This window comes from Luoshenia tenuis (assembly GCF_014384745.1).
Classification (GTDB): Bacteria; Bacillota; Clostridia; order Christensenellales.
In genome coordinates, this window is record NZ_JACRSO010000004.1 from 171,256 (window position 1) to 187,528 (window position 16,273).

The 16,273-nt window shown below is 60.8% G+C and carries 8 protein-coding genes and 1 riboswitch; of the genes, 4 read left to right on the plus strand and 4 right to left on the minus strand.

Annotation, left to right across the window (positions count from 1 at the left end):
- Positions 1 to 1,719: 1,719 nt before the first annotated feature.
- Complete coding sequence (locus H8699_RS10060; protein ID WP_249285586.1) at positions 1,720 to 2,598, minus strand: ROK family protein; 879 nt, start codon at positions 2,596 to 2,598, stop codon at positions 1,720 to 1,722.
- 367 nt (positions 2,599 to 2,965) lie between these two features.
- The gene (locus H8699_RS10065) at positions 2,966 to 4,384 is read right to left on the minus strand and encodes an MATE family efflux transporter (protein WP_249285587.1); all 1,419 of its coding nucleotides are present in this window, start codon (positions 4,382 to 4,384) and stop codon (positions 2,966 to 2,968) included.
- 1,267 nt (positions 4,385 to 5,651) lie between these two features.
- On the opposite strand from H8699_RS10065, the gene H8699_RS10070 reads away from it, so the two are divergent.
- A complete protein-coding gene (locus H8699_RS10070) occupies positions 5,652 to 6,581 on the plus strand; it encodes a ComEC/Rec2 family competence protein (RefSeq protein WP_249285588.1) in 930 nt (309 codons plus the stop codon).
- Between the two features lie 13 nt (positions 6,582 to 6,594).
- Complete coding sequence (locus H8699_RS10075) at positions 6,595 to 6,822, plus strand: DUF3006 domain-containing protein (RefSeq protein ID WP_249285589.1); 228 nt, start codon at positions 6,595 to 6,597, stop codon at positions 6,820 to 6,822.
- A gap of 1,494 nt (positions 6,823 to 8,316) precedes the next feature.
- Here the strand turns inward: H8699_RS10075 and H8699_RS10080 are convergent.
- On the minus strand, positions 8,317 to 10,017 hold the full coding sequence (locus H8699_RS10080) for a glycoside hydrolase family 5 protein (RefSeq protein WP_249285590.1): 1,701 nt from the start codon (positions 10,015 to 10,017) through the stop codon (positions 8,317 to 8,319).
- A 283-nt stretch (positions 10,018 to 10,300) separates the two neighbouring features.
- Positions 10,301 to 10,389, plus strand: a riboswitch (cyclic di-GMP riboswitch).
- A gap of 108 nt (positions 10,390 to 10,497) precedes the next feature.
- Between H8699_RS10080 and H8699_RS10085 the strand changes: the two genes are divergently transcribed.
- Positions 10,498 to 12,510: an Ig-like domain-containing protein gene (locus tag H8699_RS10085; protein ID WP_249285591.1), complete on the plus strand. Its 2,013-nt coding sequence runs from the start codon at positions 10,498 to 10,500 to the stop codon at positions 12,508 to 12,510.
- Between the two features lie 1,485 nt (positions 12,511 to 13,995).
- Positions 13,996 to 15,192 (plus strand): iron-containing alcohol dehydrogenase, encoded by a 1,197-nt coding sequence (locus H8699_RS10090; protein WP_249285592.1) that lies wholly within the window; start codon positions 13,996 to 13,998, stop codon positions 15,190 to 15,192.
- A 177-nt stretch (positions 15,193 to 15,369) separates the two neighbouring features.
- Here H8699_RS10090 and H8699_RS10095 read toward each other — a convergent pair whose 3' ends face one another.
- A complete protein-coding gene (locus H8699_RS10095; protein WP_138294319.1) occupies positions 15,370 to 16,203 on the minus strand; it encodes an Mrp/NBP35 family ATP-binding protein in 834 nt (277 codons plus the stop codon).
- Positions 16,204 to 16,273: the final 70 nt, after the last annotated feature.

Consider the following 16,273-nt stretch of genomic DNA (forward strand, 5'->3'; position numbering starts at 1 on the left):
CTCTCATCCTTCGCGAGTTTATCGGCACCCTGCCCGCCATGGGCTTTCTGTGCTTTACAGTTCGCCTCTGTCCGGGGGTATTACCCCTTTTTTCCGCTCTTATCTTTCGCGCTTCTATCGGCACCCAGCCCGCCATGAGCTTTTGGACTTTTTCCGTCCGCTCCATTCGGGGGTGTTACCCCTTTTCTCCGCTCTTATCCTTCGCGAGTTTATCGGCACCCTGCCCGCAAAATTCATGCAGCCTTAGGCCCATTCCGGGCAACAAAGCTTTCGCCTTTTTCCGCTCTTATCCTTCGCGGGTTTACCGGCGTCCCGCGCCCGCCATAGGCTTTCTGTGCTTTACGGTTCGCCTCTGTCCGGGGGTGTTACCCCTTTTTTCCGCTCTAATCTTTCGCGCTTCTATCGGCGTCCCGCGCCCGCCATAGGCTTTTGGACTTTTTCCGTCCGCTCCATTCGGGGGTGTTACCCCTTTTTTCCGCTCTGATCTTCTGCTGGTTTACCGGCACCCGCGCCCGCCGTGCGCACGCTTCTGCCGCTTTTCTCACTGTCATCCCGAGCGCAGGCGAGGGATCTCAGGCATTCTCTCTTTCTCCCGCTTATGCGAAACCCGGGGCAGGCCTATCTCAATCCCCACACTTTGCGGCCCAGCGCCGCCCACTGCGCACGCAGCAGATTCTTCGCTCCGGCTTCGCCTTCACTCTGAATGACAGGGCTTTCGCCTTTCTCCGTTCTCATCCTTCGCGGGTTTACCGGCACCCAGCCCGCCATGCGCCCGCTTCTGCCGCTTTTCTCACTGTCATCCCGAGCGCAGGCGAGGGATCTCAGGCATTCTCTCTTTCTCCCGCTTATGCGAAACCCGGGGCAGGCCTATCTCAATCCCCACACTTTGCGGCCCAGCGCCGCCCACTGCGCACGCAATAGATTCTTCGCTCCGGCTTCGCCTTCACTCTGAATGACAGGGCTTTCGCCTTTTTCCGCTCTTATCCTTCGCGGGTTCATCGGCGTCCCCATGCCCGCAAAATTCATGCAGCCTTAGGCCCTCTCCGGACAGCAGCGCTGCCGCCTTTTTCCGCTCTTATCTTTCGCGGGTTTACCGGCACCCAGCCCGCCATGCGCCCGCTTCTGCCGCTTTTCTCACTGTCATCCCGAGCGCAGGCGAGGGATCTCAGGCATTCTCTCTTTCTCCCGCTTATGCGAAACCCGGGGCAGGCCTATCTCAATCCCCACACTTTGCGGCCCAGCGCCGCCCACTGCGCACGCAATAGATTCTTCGCTCCGGCTTCGCCTTCACTCTGAATGACAGGGCTTTCGCCTTTCTCCGCTCTCATCCTTCGCGGGTTTACCGGCACCCTGCCCGCAAAATTCATGCAGCCTTAGGCCCACTCCGGGCAACAAAGCTTTCGCCTTTCTCCACTCTCATCCTTTGCGAGTTTATCGGCGTCCCCGGCCCGCCATGAGCTTTTGGACTTTTTCCGTCCGCTCCATTCGGGGGTGTTACCCCTTTTCTCCGTTCTCATCCTTCGCGGGTTTACCGGCACCCGCGCCCGCCGTGCGCACGCTTCTGCCCGTTTCTCCCCATTCCGGCCGCTTTATCTTCGCTGGCCACCCTGTCCCCCATTCCAGCCCAGGCCTTTTCCCTAACAAAAAAGCGGCAGGCAAGCCCCGCGCTTTCCCGCGCAGGGCCGGCCATACCGCTTTGCCCTTCTCCTTTATACAGGCCTAGCCCGCTACCGCGCGGCGGGCCAAAAGCAAGGCCCCTGCCACGCCGCTGTTGATCCCCAGCCCAGGCGGTACGATATAGCCGTCCATTCCCTCCAGCACAGCCTCGTGCTGTACATAATTGCCCAGCAGCCGCCCCGTCTCCTTGCGGATCATGGGGAACAGGTGCTCCTGCGCCATTACGCCCCCGCCCAGAATGATCTTCTCAGGCGACAGGCAGACTACCGCGTTGGCGCACATCTGCGCCAGATACCCCGCCTCAATGCTCCAGGCGATGTGATCCTTGGGCAGTTCCTTGGCGCTTACGCCCCAGCGCTTCTCAATGGCCGGGCCGCAGGCCAGCCCCTCCAGGCACCCCGTGTGGAAGGGGCAGATCCCCTCCGGCATAATGTCCTCCGGGATGGGCCGCATCAGCATATGTCCAAACTCCGGATGCAGCAGCCCGTGTACCAGATTGTTCTCGATCACCAGCCCCCCGCCGATGCCGGTGCCCACCGTCACATACAAGCAGCTGCCCATCCCCTTGGCCGCGCCCCAGGTGTACTCGGCCAGCGCCGCCGCGTTCACATCGGTGTCGATCTCGCAGGGCACGCCCAGCGCGTCCCGCAGTTGGGGCAGCAGCGGGTGGTTCTGCCAGGCCAGTTTGGGGGTCGTGGTGATATACCCATAGCTGGGGGATTCCTTTTTCAGATCCACCGGGCCAAAGGTGCCGATGCCCAGCGCCTCAATCCCCTTATCCTTAAAAAAGCCGATCAGCAGCGGCATGGTCTCTTCCGGCGTGGTGGTGGGGAAGCTCTCCCGCTCCAGCACGTCCCCGTTCTCGTTGCCCAGCGAGCAGACCATCTTCGTGCCGCCCGCTTCCAGTGCGCCTAATCTCATCTGTCTTCCTCCTCGCTTTACGGCCGCTGGGCCTCTCCCCCGCAGGGCGCCCCGGCCACCCAAAAGCTATTTTATCACACCCGCCCGGGGCTGTCGCCCTTTAATCGCATTTTCTCTTTAGGTTTTCTTTGCACTTCTTCCCGGGGCCGGGCTTCTCCGCTTTTTCACGCACCTGCGGCTGTCGCCCCTTAACCGCATTTTCTCTTTAGGTTTTCTTTGCGTGCTATGCCCTTTGATTTAACCCATACTTGCCTCCCTCTGACGAGGGAGGTGGCGCACCTTTAGGTGCGCCGGAGGGAGAGATTACCTTAAACTAAAACCCACATCTTTAAGGGGCACGCAAACAGCCCCTCAAACAACCTCTGCCCTAAGCCGCCTCGTGGGGCTCGTTCTTCGCCCCGTGCTCGTGGACGATGGCCTTGCCCCGCCAGGTACCCCGCTTGTAAAACACCGTGGTGATGGCCGCGCCCAGCACCCAGGCCACCAGCAGGGATACGAACAGCGAATCCGGGCTGCCCGCCGGCTGCGCCGCGCTCTTGGTAAAGTACGCCATCGCGTAGGCGATAGGCACGCGGATCACCACCGTGGTCACCAGGGAGATCCACATGGGGGTCATGGTGTCCCCCGCGCCCCGCATCACGCCCGAGAGGATCTGCGTCACCGCCATGGCCACATACCCCACAGCCAGGATGCGCAGCATCCGCACGCCCAGGTCGATCACCGTGTCGGTGGTGGTAAACATGCGCATCAGCGCCTCGCCGAAGATCAGGATCAGCCCCACCAGCACCGCCGAGGTCAAAAGCCCCATCTTCATGCCGTCGCGGGTGCCCTGGTCCACCCGGTCCATCCGCCCCGCGCCCACGTTCTGCCCGGCAAAGGTGGTCATGGCCGTGCCAAAGGTGAAGTTGGGCATCATGGCAAAGCCGTCCACCCGCATCACCACCGTGGATACGGCGATCACGCTGGTGCCAAAGCTGTTGGTCAGCGATTGCACCACGATGGCCGCCGCCGAGAATACCGCCTGGGTCAGCCCCGCAGGCAGGCCCAGCTTGACCAGTTGCACCACCAGCTTTTTATTCAGTTTCATGGTATGCAGGTTCACATCCAGCGTCTCGCGCATGCGGCACAGCCGCCACAGGCACAACGCCGCCGAGATCGCCTGGGCGATGATGGTGGCCCAGGCCGCGCCGGCTACCCCCATGCCCGAGGAAACAAACCATATATCCAGCACGATGTTCAGCCCGCAGGCCACCAGCAGAAATACCAGCGGCATCAGCGAGTCGCCCATCCCGCGCAGAATACCGGCCACGATGTTGTAAAACGCCAACCCCGCGCAGCCGATAAAGATGATGTTCAGATAATCGCAGGCCATGGCGTAGATGTCCGGTGGGGTATCCTGCAGGGTCATCAGCGGCCCGGTTAAAAGCGGCCCGGCGATCATGATCACCAGAGAGGCCAGCAACGTCAGCGTCAGGGTGCAGCCCACGGTCTTGCTGAGTTGCTCGCGCTGCTTGGCCCCAAAGTATTGGGATACCATGATGCCCGCGCCCGTAGCCACGCCGATGAACAGCACCAGCACCAGGTTAAAGATCGGCCCGCTGGCCCCCACCGCGGCCAGCGCCGTATCCCCCACGTACTGGCCCACCACGATGGAGTCCACCGTGTTGTACAGCTGCTGGGCCAGGTTGCCGATCAGCAGCGGCACGGAAAACTGGACTAAATTCAGCCAGGGGTGCCCCTTTGTCATATCCTGCGCGCCAAAGAATTTTGAGAGTTTCCCCGCCATATTGCCTCCTCGCAGTTTCTCCCCTTCCCATGCGTTGCAGGGCTAGCGTTCTCCTAATTTGCAGTTGAAAGAGAAAGAAAGCCGCCTTTTGGCGGTCGCTGGGTGTAGAGAAGAATCTTCTTTAAAAGATTAAGATTGTATAAACGTATTGGAATATCATATCGCGTTCTATTTTTATAGTCAAGGGGGTATTTGCAAGTTTTCCCGCATTTTGGTAAAACGTTCGGTTCAACCGTGTCATTCAGCGGATGGTTGTGCCCGCACGGGCCAATGTGGTAAGCTAATGGCGGGCCGGTGGCGCGGCAATGTATGCCCCCGCCGCCCGGAGCCGTTAAAAGGGCGGCAGCCAGGTATGGTTTTTTATCCAGTAGAGAACCAAAGTTCATGCGAAACAGGGAGAAAAGATTTCCCCAAACAGCCACTGAAGTGGCAGGGACGGAGGTTGTTCATATTCTCCGATGCTGATAAACCAATTCCTTTTTCAGCCGTTTCGCTTATGCTATGCTCTTTGATTTAACTCACACTCGCCTCCCTCTGATGAGGGAGGTGGCGCGCCTTTAGGTGTGCCGGAGGGAGAGATGCCGTTGAACAAAAACCTATAGGTTTTTGTTCAGTAGAAAACCAAGGCTTGATGCGAAACAGGGAGAAAAGCTAAAGAACGAATTTACTAGGTTAAGGGGGAAGGGGGAAGGGGGATTCCGATTTCCCCCTTAGGCTAAAGCCCCTCTGTTCGTAACGGGTTCGCCCTGCGCGCCCAAAGGCGCTGGGGCTTACCACGCACTCACAGAAATCATCGCACCCTTGATCCGCCACTGGCGGCGGGCGCTATAGATTTCCCTTAACAATCCCTAATCCCCCCAAACGGCCACTCCGTGGTGGGGACGGAGGTTTTTCAAGCTCTCCGATGCTGATAAAAAGACATATTCTCCAACCGTTTCGCTTGTGCTTCGCTGCTTGTTTTCCATTTCTCTTGCCTCCCTCTGACGAGGGAGGTGGCGCACCTTTAGGTGTGCCGGAGGGAGAGATGCCGTTGAACGAAAACCTATACTTCAGCACTCGCCCCGTTGTCATTCAGAGCAGAATAACGCTCGTGACGGGCGGTAGACGGTTGAAAACACTCAAAAACCAGGAGCGGCTAAAAGGGCGATAGCCCTGTCATTCAGAGGGAGGCCGCAAGGCCGAGCGAAGAATCTCGTGCATGGGTAGGTCAGCTGCGCTTGACCTGCCTGCTCCATTGAATCCACAATATATAAAGGAGGAATCCTCTATGCGATCCCGTTTTCGCCGCCCCGCCGCGCTGGCGGCCCTTTGCCTGGCGGTCTGCCTGTGCCTGGCCGGTTGCAGCCTGTCCTCGGGCGCCGGCCTGCCTTACGCGTCCGCATCATCCTCCCCGTCCAGCGCCGCGTCCTCCCCTGCCCCCGTACCGGCGGCCGAGGGCGCGCTTACCCTGCACTTTTTTGACGTGGGCCAGGGCGATGCCACCCTGGTCACCACCCCGGCCGGGGAGAACATCCTTATCGACGGGGGGCCGCGGGCCAGCGGCCAGGCCCTTTGCGGCTATCTGGACGCGCTGGGCATACGCCGCCTGGACCGGGTGATCGCCACCCATCCCCACGAGGATCACATCGGCGGCTTGGTCGCGGTCATCCCCCGCTACGAGATCGGGGAGGTGGTCATGCCCTACTACCCGGCCACCACCAAGGTCTATCGGGACCTGCTCACCGCCATCGACCAAAAGGGGCTGAGCATCACCCCCGCCGCCCAGGGCATGGCATTGGGGCTGGACAGTCAAAGCGCCTGGCAGGTGCTTTGGCCCCCGGAGGACGCCGAATCTGCCGCCGGGGATAACCCCAATAACGCCAGCGTGGTGCTGCGCATCACCTTTGGGCAGGACGCCGTGCTGCTCACCGGCGATGCGGAAAAGGAGGTGGAGGCTCAGCTGCCCGGCGAGCTTGCCAGCGGCCTGCTTAAAGTGGGGCACCACGGCAGTTCCACCTCCACCAGCGCGGCCTTCCTTAAAAAGGTGGCCCCGGGTTTTGCCGTCATCATGGTGGGGCAGGATAACAGCTATAACCACCCCAACGCCAAGGTGGTGCAGCGCCTTACGCAGGCCGGCGCGCAGGTGCTGCGCACCGATGAGGCGGGCACCATCACCCTGCAAAGCCAAGGCCAGGGTTGGCAACGGATAGAGGATTAAGGAGGATCGGCCCATGCAATACGCCATTATCGACCGTTTTGAAGGGGACATGGCTGTCCTTGAGATGCCGGACGGCGCTATGCGCGACCTGCCCCGGGCGGCCCTGCCCCAGGGCGCCCGGGCCGGGGACGCCCTGCGCCTGGATGAGGCGGGCAACCCTATAGCCCTGGATCCCGAGGAGACCCGCCGCCGCCAGGCCGAGGTGCGCGCCCTGATGGACAAGCTCTTCCGCCGGGGCTAAAGCCCTTTTAATCGCATAGACGTTATGAATTGAAGCCCAGCTCCCAGTCCCGGAGCCGGGCTTTCTTCTTCCCCTTGCCTCTCCTCCCGGGGCTAAAGCCCTTTTAACCGCACAGGCATTATTATTTGAAGCCCAGCTCCCATTCCCGAAGCTGGGCTTTCTTCTTCCCCTTGCCTCTTCTCCCGGGGCTATCGCCCACCTAACCGCACACACGTTTTTATCGAAGCCCAGCTCCCACTCCCAGCGCCGGGCTTTCTCCTTTTCCCCCTTGCCTCCCTCGGCGGAGGGAGGTGGCAGGCGCAGCCTGACGGAGGGAGCGCCGTCCCCCTCCCATTGCATAAGTTTCATATAAAATTCAGCCCACATCAGCCCGTCATTCAGCGCCCGGCCCGTGGTCGGGCGAAAAATCTCTCGCCCACCTCTCGCCAACGCCTATCCACTCCCCCGGGGTTATCACCCTTTTAACCGCACACACGTTTTTTATCAAAGCCCAGCTCCCACTCCCAGAGCCGGACTTCCTCTTCCCCTTGCCTCCCTCGGCGCAGGGAGGTGGCAGGCGCAGCCTGACGGAGGGAGCGTTGTCCCGCCCCATCCGCATAGGCTACGTTATAAAATTCAGCCCACGCCAGCCTATCATTCTTCGCCCGGCCCGTGGTCGGGCGCAAAATCTCTCGCCAACGCCTATCCACTCCCCGGGGCTAAAGCCCTCTTAATCGCATAGACGTTATGAATTGAAGCCCAGCTCACATTCCTGAAGCCGGGCTTTCTCTTCCCCCTTGCCTCCCTCGGCGGAGGGAGGTGGCAGGCGCAGTCTGACGGAGGGAGCGTTGTCCCGCCCCATCCGCATAGGCTACGTTATAAAAATTCGCCTCGTGCTAGCCTGTCATTCAGAGCGTGGCACACCGCGCGAAGAATCTATTGCTTCCCTCCCGCTCGTGCCTTTCCACACCCCCGGGGTTATCACCCTTTTAACCGCACACACGTTTTTTATCAAAGCCCAGCTCCCACTCCCAGCGCCGGGCTTTCTCCTTCCCCTTGCCTCCCTCGGCGCAGGGAGGTGGCAGGCGCAGCCTGACGGAGGGAGCGCCGTCCCCCTCCCATTGCATAAGTTTCATATAAAATTTAGCCCACTTCGGCCCGTCATTCAGCGCCCGCCACCGTTCAAACACGTCCCCGGCGGGCGCAAGCATATAAATGCGCACAAAAGTGGGCGCGGCAGGGTGGGCGGCCAGCCCCGCGCGAAAAATCTCCCGTTTTCCTGCCCGGCCGCGCCTGCGCCACCCGCCTCCCAAATCCACTTTTCCTTCGCGCCCCGGTGCTTTCCACGCCGCCGCTTTCCCGCCCCCATGTTCCTCCCCTCTTTTGCCCCGCAACGGAAAGCGCGCCCAGCCCATCTGCCATTCCAGATGTGCCGGGCGCGTTTCCCTCACTGCTTTCGCTTCAAAAGTGTGTTCCCCTGGCGGCGCTTCCCCCTTTGCGCGCCGCCCTATGGCATTAACAGCCGAACCGGATGTTCTGCAACCGGGCCCGGCCGCTGGCCACCGTCAATTTCACCTGTACTGCTTCCCCTTCGGGGATGGTGCCCAATTCTATCCGCTGGGGTTTATCCGTCGAGGGCGCCAGCAGCACCGCCCGCTCCGGGCAGCCCGGTATCTCCACCAGCAGCTCCGCCTCCTCATCGGCGTAATAGTCCAGCGCCAGCGGGCAGGGCTGCGCCACATCTCTTATGGTGTAGCAGGCAAAGCTGCCGTCCCTAAGCCCCAGCAGCAGGCGGCTGCGCCAGGGGGCGCGGTGATCCCGCCCGGGCTTCTTTTTCATAAACTGCGTCCAGTGCGGCTTATCCGGCGCCACATACCCCGGCTCCGGCATGATGTGCATGCCGTCGGCCAGGCGGAAATCAAACAGGTTGCCGTAGGCGTATCCCCCGTCAAAGGAGAGGCCGCGCCCGGGCACCGGGTCGTAACTCACCGCCGGGATGGCGATGCCCGGCCGGCGCAGGATGTGCTTATCGCTCTCCAGGTCGATGCGGCGGCAGTTCTCCAGCTTGACGTTTTCCAGCAGCTGGTCAAAGATGGCCTGGCTCTTCTCAAAACTGGGCTTGGTGCCGCCCTCGCAGTAATCCCGCACTAGCGCCCAGTCCTCGGGCAGGGGGAACCCGTACCCGTGGTGGGAGATCCCGGGCTGGTCTGCCACCTTAAAGCACCACATGTTAAAGCCGATGTGGTACTGCACGTGCATCTCAAAGAAGGTGGCCATCCAGTCGTTGGAGCCGTTGGTCTCCCCCAGCCAGACCGGCACGTTCAGCTCGGCGGATTTGGCCAGGTAGCCCATCATGCTGCCCGGCTCGGGCGAGGCGCCGTAGCAGTGCACGTGGATGCACCAGTTGTGGCACTCCGGGTCCATATCCTGGTCGAAGATCTCCAGGCGGCTGGAAAAGCGGTGCCCCTCGATGGAGAGCATGTGCCGCCGGTCGATCTTGCGGATGCGGGCGATCAGCTCGTCGTAAAACCGGGAGAGCTGGGGCAGCAGGTAATCCCACTGGGGCGGGGAGAGCGGCTCGTTGAGCAGGTCGTACCCGCCTACGATCCAGCGGTCCTTATAGCGGCTGGCTAGCTCCTCCCAAAGGCGGATGGTGCGCTCGTAATTCTCAGCCTCAAACATGTGGGGCACGTTGTCCAGCCCGTCGTCGCAGGCGATGCCGCTCTGCCCGCCCGGGGCGGCGTGCAGGTCCAGGATGGCGTAGATGCGGTACTGCTCGCACCAGTCCAAGATCTGGTCCAGCATGGCAAAGGAATCCTCGTTCCAGTTGTAGCCCGGCTCCTCGGGCAAAAAGGCCCAGGCGCAAAGCGGCAGGCGGATGGAGTTGTACCCATCCTCCGCCACCTGGGCGATATCTTTTTCACCTAAATAGTTGCGGTACCACCGGGGCCAGAACCCGTCCCGGTAAGCGCTGCCGCACAGCTCGGCGATGGTGGCACTCATGGAGCGGGCGCGGTCCATCCGCCCGGGCAGGCGGAAGTCCTCCCCCCAGTCCTGCAGGCCGTTGGTGCCCCCCACCATGAAGCCCTCGGGGTTGTTCCAGTTGCCCATGCCCCAGCCCCGCAGGATGACCTCCTCGCCCTTTCCGTTGACCATGATGCGCCCCTGGGTGTGGAGAAAGCCCTCCACCCGCTGGCGGCTAAAACAGTTTGCCATGGTTTAATCCCCCTTCATTGGCGTGGCGGCAAAGGGCGGGGCCTTGCGCTCTCTCGCTCTTTACGCGCTGTTAATCTTTCTCCATTATAAGGGCGCGCGCAACGGGGAAACAAGGCCGGTTTTTTTACCTCTATAGGGGGCATTTTTTGGGGATGGCCCCCCTGCCGGGCCGATCCCACGCGTTCTACCATCTCTTTCCAGACGGAAAACGGGTTGACAGGGTGTTGCGCGGCGCGTAGAATGGGGGTCGAAAGTATTATATAAAATGTAGTACTTCATAACAAAATATCGTCGGCAAACCGGCCGAAAGGCTGGGACGCAAAGCTAGAGGGCCTTCACCGCCACAATGGGGTATGGCAGCCAGTTGCACCTTTTCCGCGCCTTTTATGGGGCGGCCTTCTTGCAATGCAATGGGGGCCGTCCCTTTTGCGTGTTTCCCCTTTTGGGTCTTGCCGGCGGATCAGAGAGGATGAAAGACAAATGAAGCATCATGTAAAGGCGTTTTTGGCGCTGGCGCTGGCGGTCTGCCTGCTGCCCCTGCCCGCTACGGGGCTGGCCGCGGGCGAGGAAGTCACCGGCATCGAAAGCCTGGAGCAGCTGGGGCAGATCACTGCCTCGGGCAGCTACCGGCTGGATGCCGACATCACCGTGCCGGACGGGGTCATGCTGACCGTGCCGGCGGAGCTGACCATCACCCTGGATTTAAACGGCCATAAGGTGGAAAAGCCCCAGGGCAACGGCCGTATCTTGGATAACTACGGCACCATGGTCATTAACGATTCCAAGGGCACCGGCGTGGTGGACGCCTACCGCAACGCCGTGGGCAACTTCGGCCATATGACCGTCAACGGCGGCACCTTTATCACCCACTCGACCGAGGGCGGCACCGCTATTTTGAACGAGGCCGGCGGCACCATGGTCTTTAACGACGTGACGGTCAACGCCTCCAACTTTGCCCACGTCAACGAGGGGACCTGCACCATCAACGCCGGGGCGTTCCACTCCACCTCCTCCAACCGCAACCCCAGCTTTGCCTACTGCGTGCGCAATTCCAATATCATGACGGTGAATAACGCCACCATCACCGGCATCCAGGGCGCGCTGGCCTCCAATGCCGGCACGCTGACGGTAAAGGGCGGCAATTTCTCTACCGATTGGAATGATTCCGCCTCTTTCTACGCGCTCTACATCGCCGGCGAGGCGGATGTGGTGCAGGGCTTTGTGTACGGGGGCAACTTCTCCAGCCCCAAACACGCCATCCACATCGGCAACGATAATACGAACGGCGACGGCGGCATCAATGCCGACGCCACCACGACGATTTACGGCGGCACCTTTAACGGCGGCATTTCGGCCATCTACGGCGCCCAGGTCACCGGCAACCCCTATGTGGAGGGCGGCACCTACCTTAAAAACGGCGCGCCCGACCCGGTGGTAAAAAGCTACCTGGCAAACGGCTTCATCTTTGAGGAGAGCACCGGCAAGGTGAAGGACGCGCGCATCAGCGCCGTAACGCTGGATCGCGGCAGCGCTACCCTTAACCCCGGGGATACCCTGCTTTTGAATGCCACTGTCACCGGCGGCGAGGCGGCGGATAAGACCGTGGCCTTTGCCAGCAGCGACGCATCTGTCGCCGCCGTGGACGCCCAGGGCAACGTAACCGCCCGGGCCGCCGGCAGCGCCGAGATCACCGCCACAGCGGGGGATAAGCGCGCCACGTGCACCGTTATCGTGGTAGAAAAGGCCCAGCCTCCGCAGGTGGACCCGGATGAACCCGTGGATACCGTCACCCCCGGCCTGCCCCAGCAGGCGGCCGACGCGGTGAATCATCAGCTTAAAGACGTGGTGGATCAGATCGTGACCGGCGGCACGCCGGATGCGGTCAGCCCCCAGACCCAGGCTGCCATCGCCCAGGCTGCCGAACAGGGCAGCGCCATCGCCCTGCAGGTGCAGGCCGCCCCGGTGACCCCCCAGGCGGCGGGCGCGGATGCGGAAAAAGCCCAGACCCTGGCCGGTGAAAACGGGCAGATCGCCCAGTATCTGGATATCCGCCTGGTGATCACGGCCGACGGGCAGCCCATCGGCACGTTGGATAAGCTCGACGCGCCCATCAAAGTGCAGGTGCTGGTGCCCGAGGCGCTGCTCAAAGAGGGCCGCAGCTTCTATGTCATCCGGGTGCACGAGGGCGTGGCCCAAAAGCTGCCCCTGACCCTGAACGGCGCACTGGGCGAGTTTGAGACCGATGCGTTCTCCACCTACGCCCTGGCCTATGAGGATGAGCAGCCTGCCCAGGGCGGCGGCGAGGCCGTGCTGCCCACGCCGCAGCCCGCTGCCCCGGCCACGCCTACCCCGGCCCCCACGCAGTCTGCCGGCAGCACGCCGGATACCGGCGAGTCCGGCTCCCTGCTCCCCTATGTGATGCTGGCGCTGCTGGCCCTTGCGGCCATCATCTGCACGCTGGGCTATAAGCTGCGCGCGCATAGGGCCAAATAAACTAAGGTTTTTGTTGCGAAAAAGGATCTGCGGGCACAACCCCGTAGATCCTTTTTTTGCCCCCATGCGCAAAACCCATACTTTAACGTTCGCATCCTATTGTCATTCAGAGCGCAGGCGAAGCCGGAGCGAAGAATCTGATGCGTTGGCAAAGAAGTGACTCTTGAACTGTAGGGCTGGAGGACATGCGCAGCCAAGAAAGCGTCAAGAGATTCCTCGCCTGCGGCTTCGGAATGACAGGTATGGCAAGGGTCGGGCTTCTACGCGCCTAAAACCAAAAACCACCTAAGCGGTAAGACGGGCGACAGCCCCTTCATTAAAGTATGGTTTTTTGTTCAGTAGAAAACCAAGGCTTCATGCGAAACAGGGAGAAAAGTTAGGGAACGTGTTTTATATGTTAAGGGAGCGCGGAACGAACGCCGCTAGTGGAAATCTATAGTGCCCGCGCCCGGTGGGCGATGAAGGGCACGATGATTTCTGTGAGCGTAAGTTGAGGGCAAGTGCCCTTTGGCACGAAGGCCGAAACCTCAGCGAACAGAGGTGGCCCCAGAGATGGTCCCGGTAAGTGAGTGCAGCGCTCTGTGAGCATGAGACAAAGGCGAGCGGCCAACGTGCCGCGAAGTCTGCGTCCATAGCGAACAGAGGGGGCGCAAGCAGGGGGATTCCGATTTCCCCCTTTACCCCCTTAACAATCCCTAAACCTAAAGGTCCTCTGTTCACTGTGGGTTCGCCCGTCGCGGCACTGCCGGCGCTCGTTCCGTACCCTCACAGAAATCATCGCTCGCTTTGCGGGTCCGTCAGCCTCTGTTCGTTACGGGTTCGCCCTGCGCGGCTTTCGCCCCTTGGGCTTACCTCGTACTCACAGAGTACTGCGTTCGCTGCATCCGGCACTGCCGGCGCTCACTCCGTACTCCACTGGCGGCGGGTGCTATAGATTTCCCCAAACGGCCACTGAAGTGGAGGGGACGGAGGTTTTTCAAGCTCTCCGATGCTGATAAAAAGACATATTCTCCAATCGTTTCGCTTATGCTCCGCTGCTTGTTTTCCCTTTCTCTTGCCTCCCTCTGACGAGGGAGGTGGCGCACCCTTTGGGTGCGCCGGAGGGAGAGATTCCGTTGAACGAAACCCCATACTTATCCATTCACTTCTCAGGCATGCCAAGTGCCATTCCGGGCCCTAGGCGAAGAATCGAACCGAGCGGCGTATGGCCCAATGCGAGAACTTCGGTGCAGGTAAGGTGCGTGCGCTAGCGCGTGGACCTGCACCGACTTGGGGCGGGGAATGTTTTTGGTACATGCAGACGATCGCGCTGCCGGGCGCGGGAGGCTGTAAACCGGCGTGCGCCGGGGCGGCATGCACAATATAAACCATATGCGCAAAAGGGCGAACCTTTGCTTGCAAATGGGTGAGGATATGCAGTACAATGTTTTTGGCAAACGTTTATTTTGAAAGTTAATAATCCAAGATGTGAAAGGAGCCAGAATCGTGAAAAGCTTTGATTTTTATTCTCCTACCGAGGTCGTCTTTGGTAAGGGCGGCGAACAGCAGGTGGGCGCGCTGGTCAAAAAATGGGGCGGCAAAAAGGTGCTGCTGCATTACGGCGGCAAGAGCGCTGAAAAATCCGGCCTGCTGGATCGCGTCAAAGCCTCCCTTAAGGCGGAAGGGATCCCGTTCGTCAGCCTGGGCGGCGTGCAGCCCAACCCGCGCTTGAGCCTGATCTACGAGGGGATCGAACTGTGCAAGGCCGAGGGGGTAGACTTTATCCTCGCGGTGGGCGGCGGATCGACCATCGACTCGGCCAAGGCCATCGGCGTGGGGCTGGGGCATCCGGACGAGGACGTGTGGGAATTTTATTTCGGCAAGCAGGTCCAAAAAATGGCGCCGGTGGGCGTGGTGCTGACCATCGCCGCCGCGGGCTCCGAGACCTCGAACTCCTCCGTAGTCACCAAGGTGGAAGAGGATGGCACGCACGTTAAGCGCTCCATCGATCAGGACGCCATCCGCCCCAAATTTGCGGTGATGAACCCCGAACTGATCTACACGCTGCCTAAATACCAGATCGGCTGCGGCATTGCGGACATTATCATGCACACGCTGGAGCGCTATTTCTCCGCTGCCGAAACGCTGGGCAACGATTTGACCGACCGGATCGCCGAGTCCGTCTTAAAGACCATGATCCAGTACGGGCCGCAGTATCTGGCCACGCCTGACGATTACAAGGCGGCCTCCGAGGTGATGTGGGCCGGTTCCATCTCCCACAACAACATGACCGGCTGCGGCAACGGCGGCGATTTTGCCACCCACCTGATCGGCCACGAGCTCAGCGCGCGCTACGATGCGGCGCACGGCGCGACCCTGACCGCGGTTTGGGGCGCCTGGGCGCGGTATGTGATGAGCGAAAATGTGCTGCGCTTTGCGCAGTACGCCGTTAACGTTTGGGGCTGCGACTTTGATTCGGCCGATCCCGAGCGCACGGCGCTTGCGGGTATCGCCTGCACGGAGAAATTCTTCGCCTCCATCGGCATGCCCATCAACATCCCCCAGATCCAGAGCGGCGTGACCGAGGAGGATATGGCGGCGATGGCGGACATGTGCGTGTCCCGCGGGCGTACGGCCATTGGCGGGTTTAAAAAGCTGAGCCGGGATGATGTGTACAACATCTACGTGGCGGCCAACCGCTAAGGGATAAAAGAGAAGTAAGGGAAAAGAGCCGGAAGGTAGACCGGGCGGCGGGCGCAGCGCCTTTGCCGCCCGCCCCCGCAGCTCTTTTTTAATGATCCCAACCGGGCGTGAAAAAGCCGCCCCCCGTTTTTGGGGGACGGCTTTTGTCTTGCGGAAAAGCTATACGCCCGGTGCGCTTTACAGCGCCTCCACCTGGTCGGCCGCGGCGTCCAGATAATCGCCGTTATACAGCTCGATCAGCCCGCCGTCGCAGGCGGCAGCCAGGTGCGGATCCACGGGCAGCTTGCCCAGCACCTTCAGGCCGTACTTTTCGGCGATCTCGTCGATATGGCTCTCGCCAAAGGCCTTGATCTGCTTGCCGCAGTCCGGGCAGACCACATAGCTCATATTCTCCACCAGGCCCAGGATGGGAATATTCATCATATTGGCCATGTTGACCGCCTTTTCCACGATCATCCCCACCAGTTCCTGCGGGGAGGCCACGATGATGATCCCGTCCAGGGGAATGGACTGGAAGACGGTCAGCGGCACATCGCCGGTTCCCGGAGGCATGTCCACAAACATATAGTCCACGTCGTTCCAGATCACGTCCGTCCAGAACTGCTTGACCGTACCCGCCAGAATTGGTCCGCGCCAGACCACAGGATCGGTATCGTTTTCCAGCAGCAGGTTGATGCTCATCACGTCGATCCCGGTCTTGGTGCGCACGGGATAGATGCCATCCTCGCTGCCCGTGGCCTTTTCCTTAATGCCAAAGGCCTTGGGGATGGAGGGGCCGGTGATATCCGCATCCAGGATCGCCGCGTGTTTGCCGCGCCGCTGCAGGCCCACGGCCATCAGCGAGGTGACCAGGGACTTGCCCACGCCGCCCTTGCCGCTGACCACGCCCACCACCTTTTTAATGCTGCTGAGCTGATGGGGCTTCTCCAAAAAATCCTGCGGGGCCATGCGGGAGGGGCAATCCTCTCCACAAGTCTCGCAATTGTGCGTGCAATTTTCAGCTTCCGCCATGTGTTCCACTCCTTCACATACAAAGCATAAGCCCCTAAGTATTGGGCATATGTCTAAAATTAAGCATACT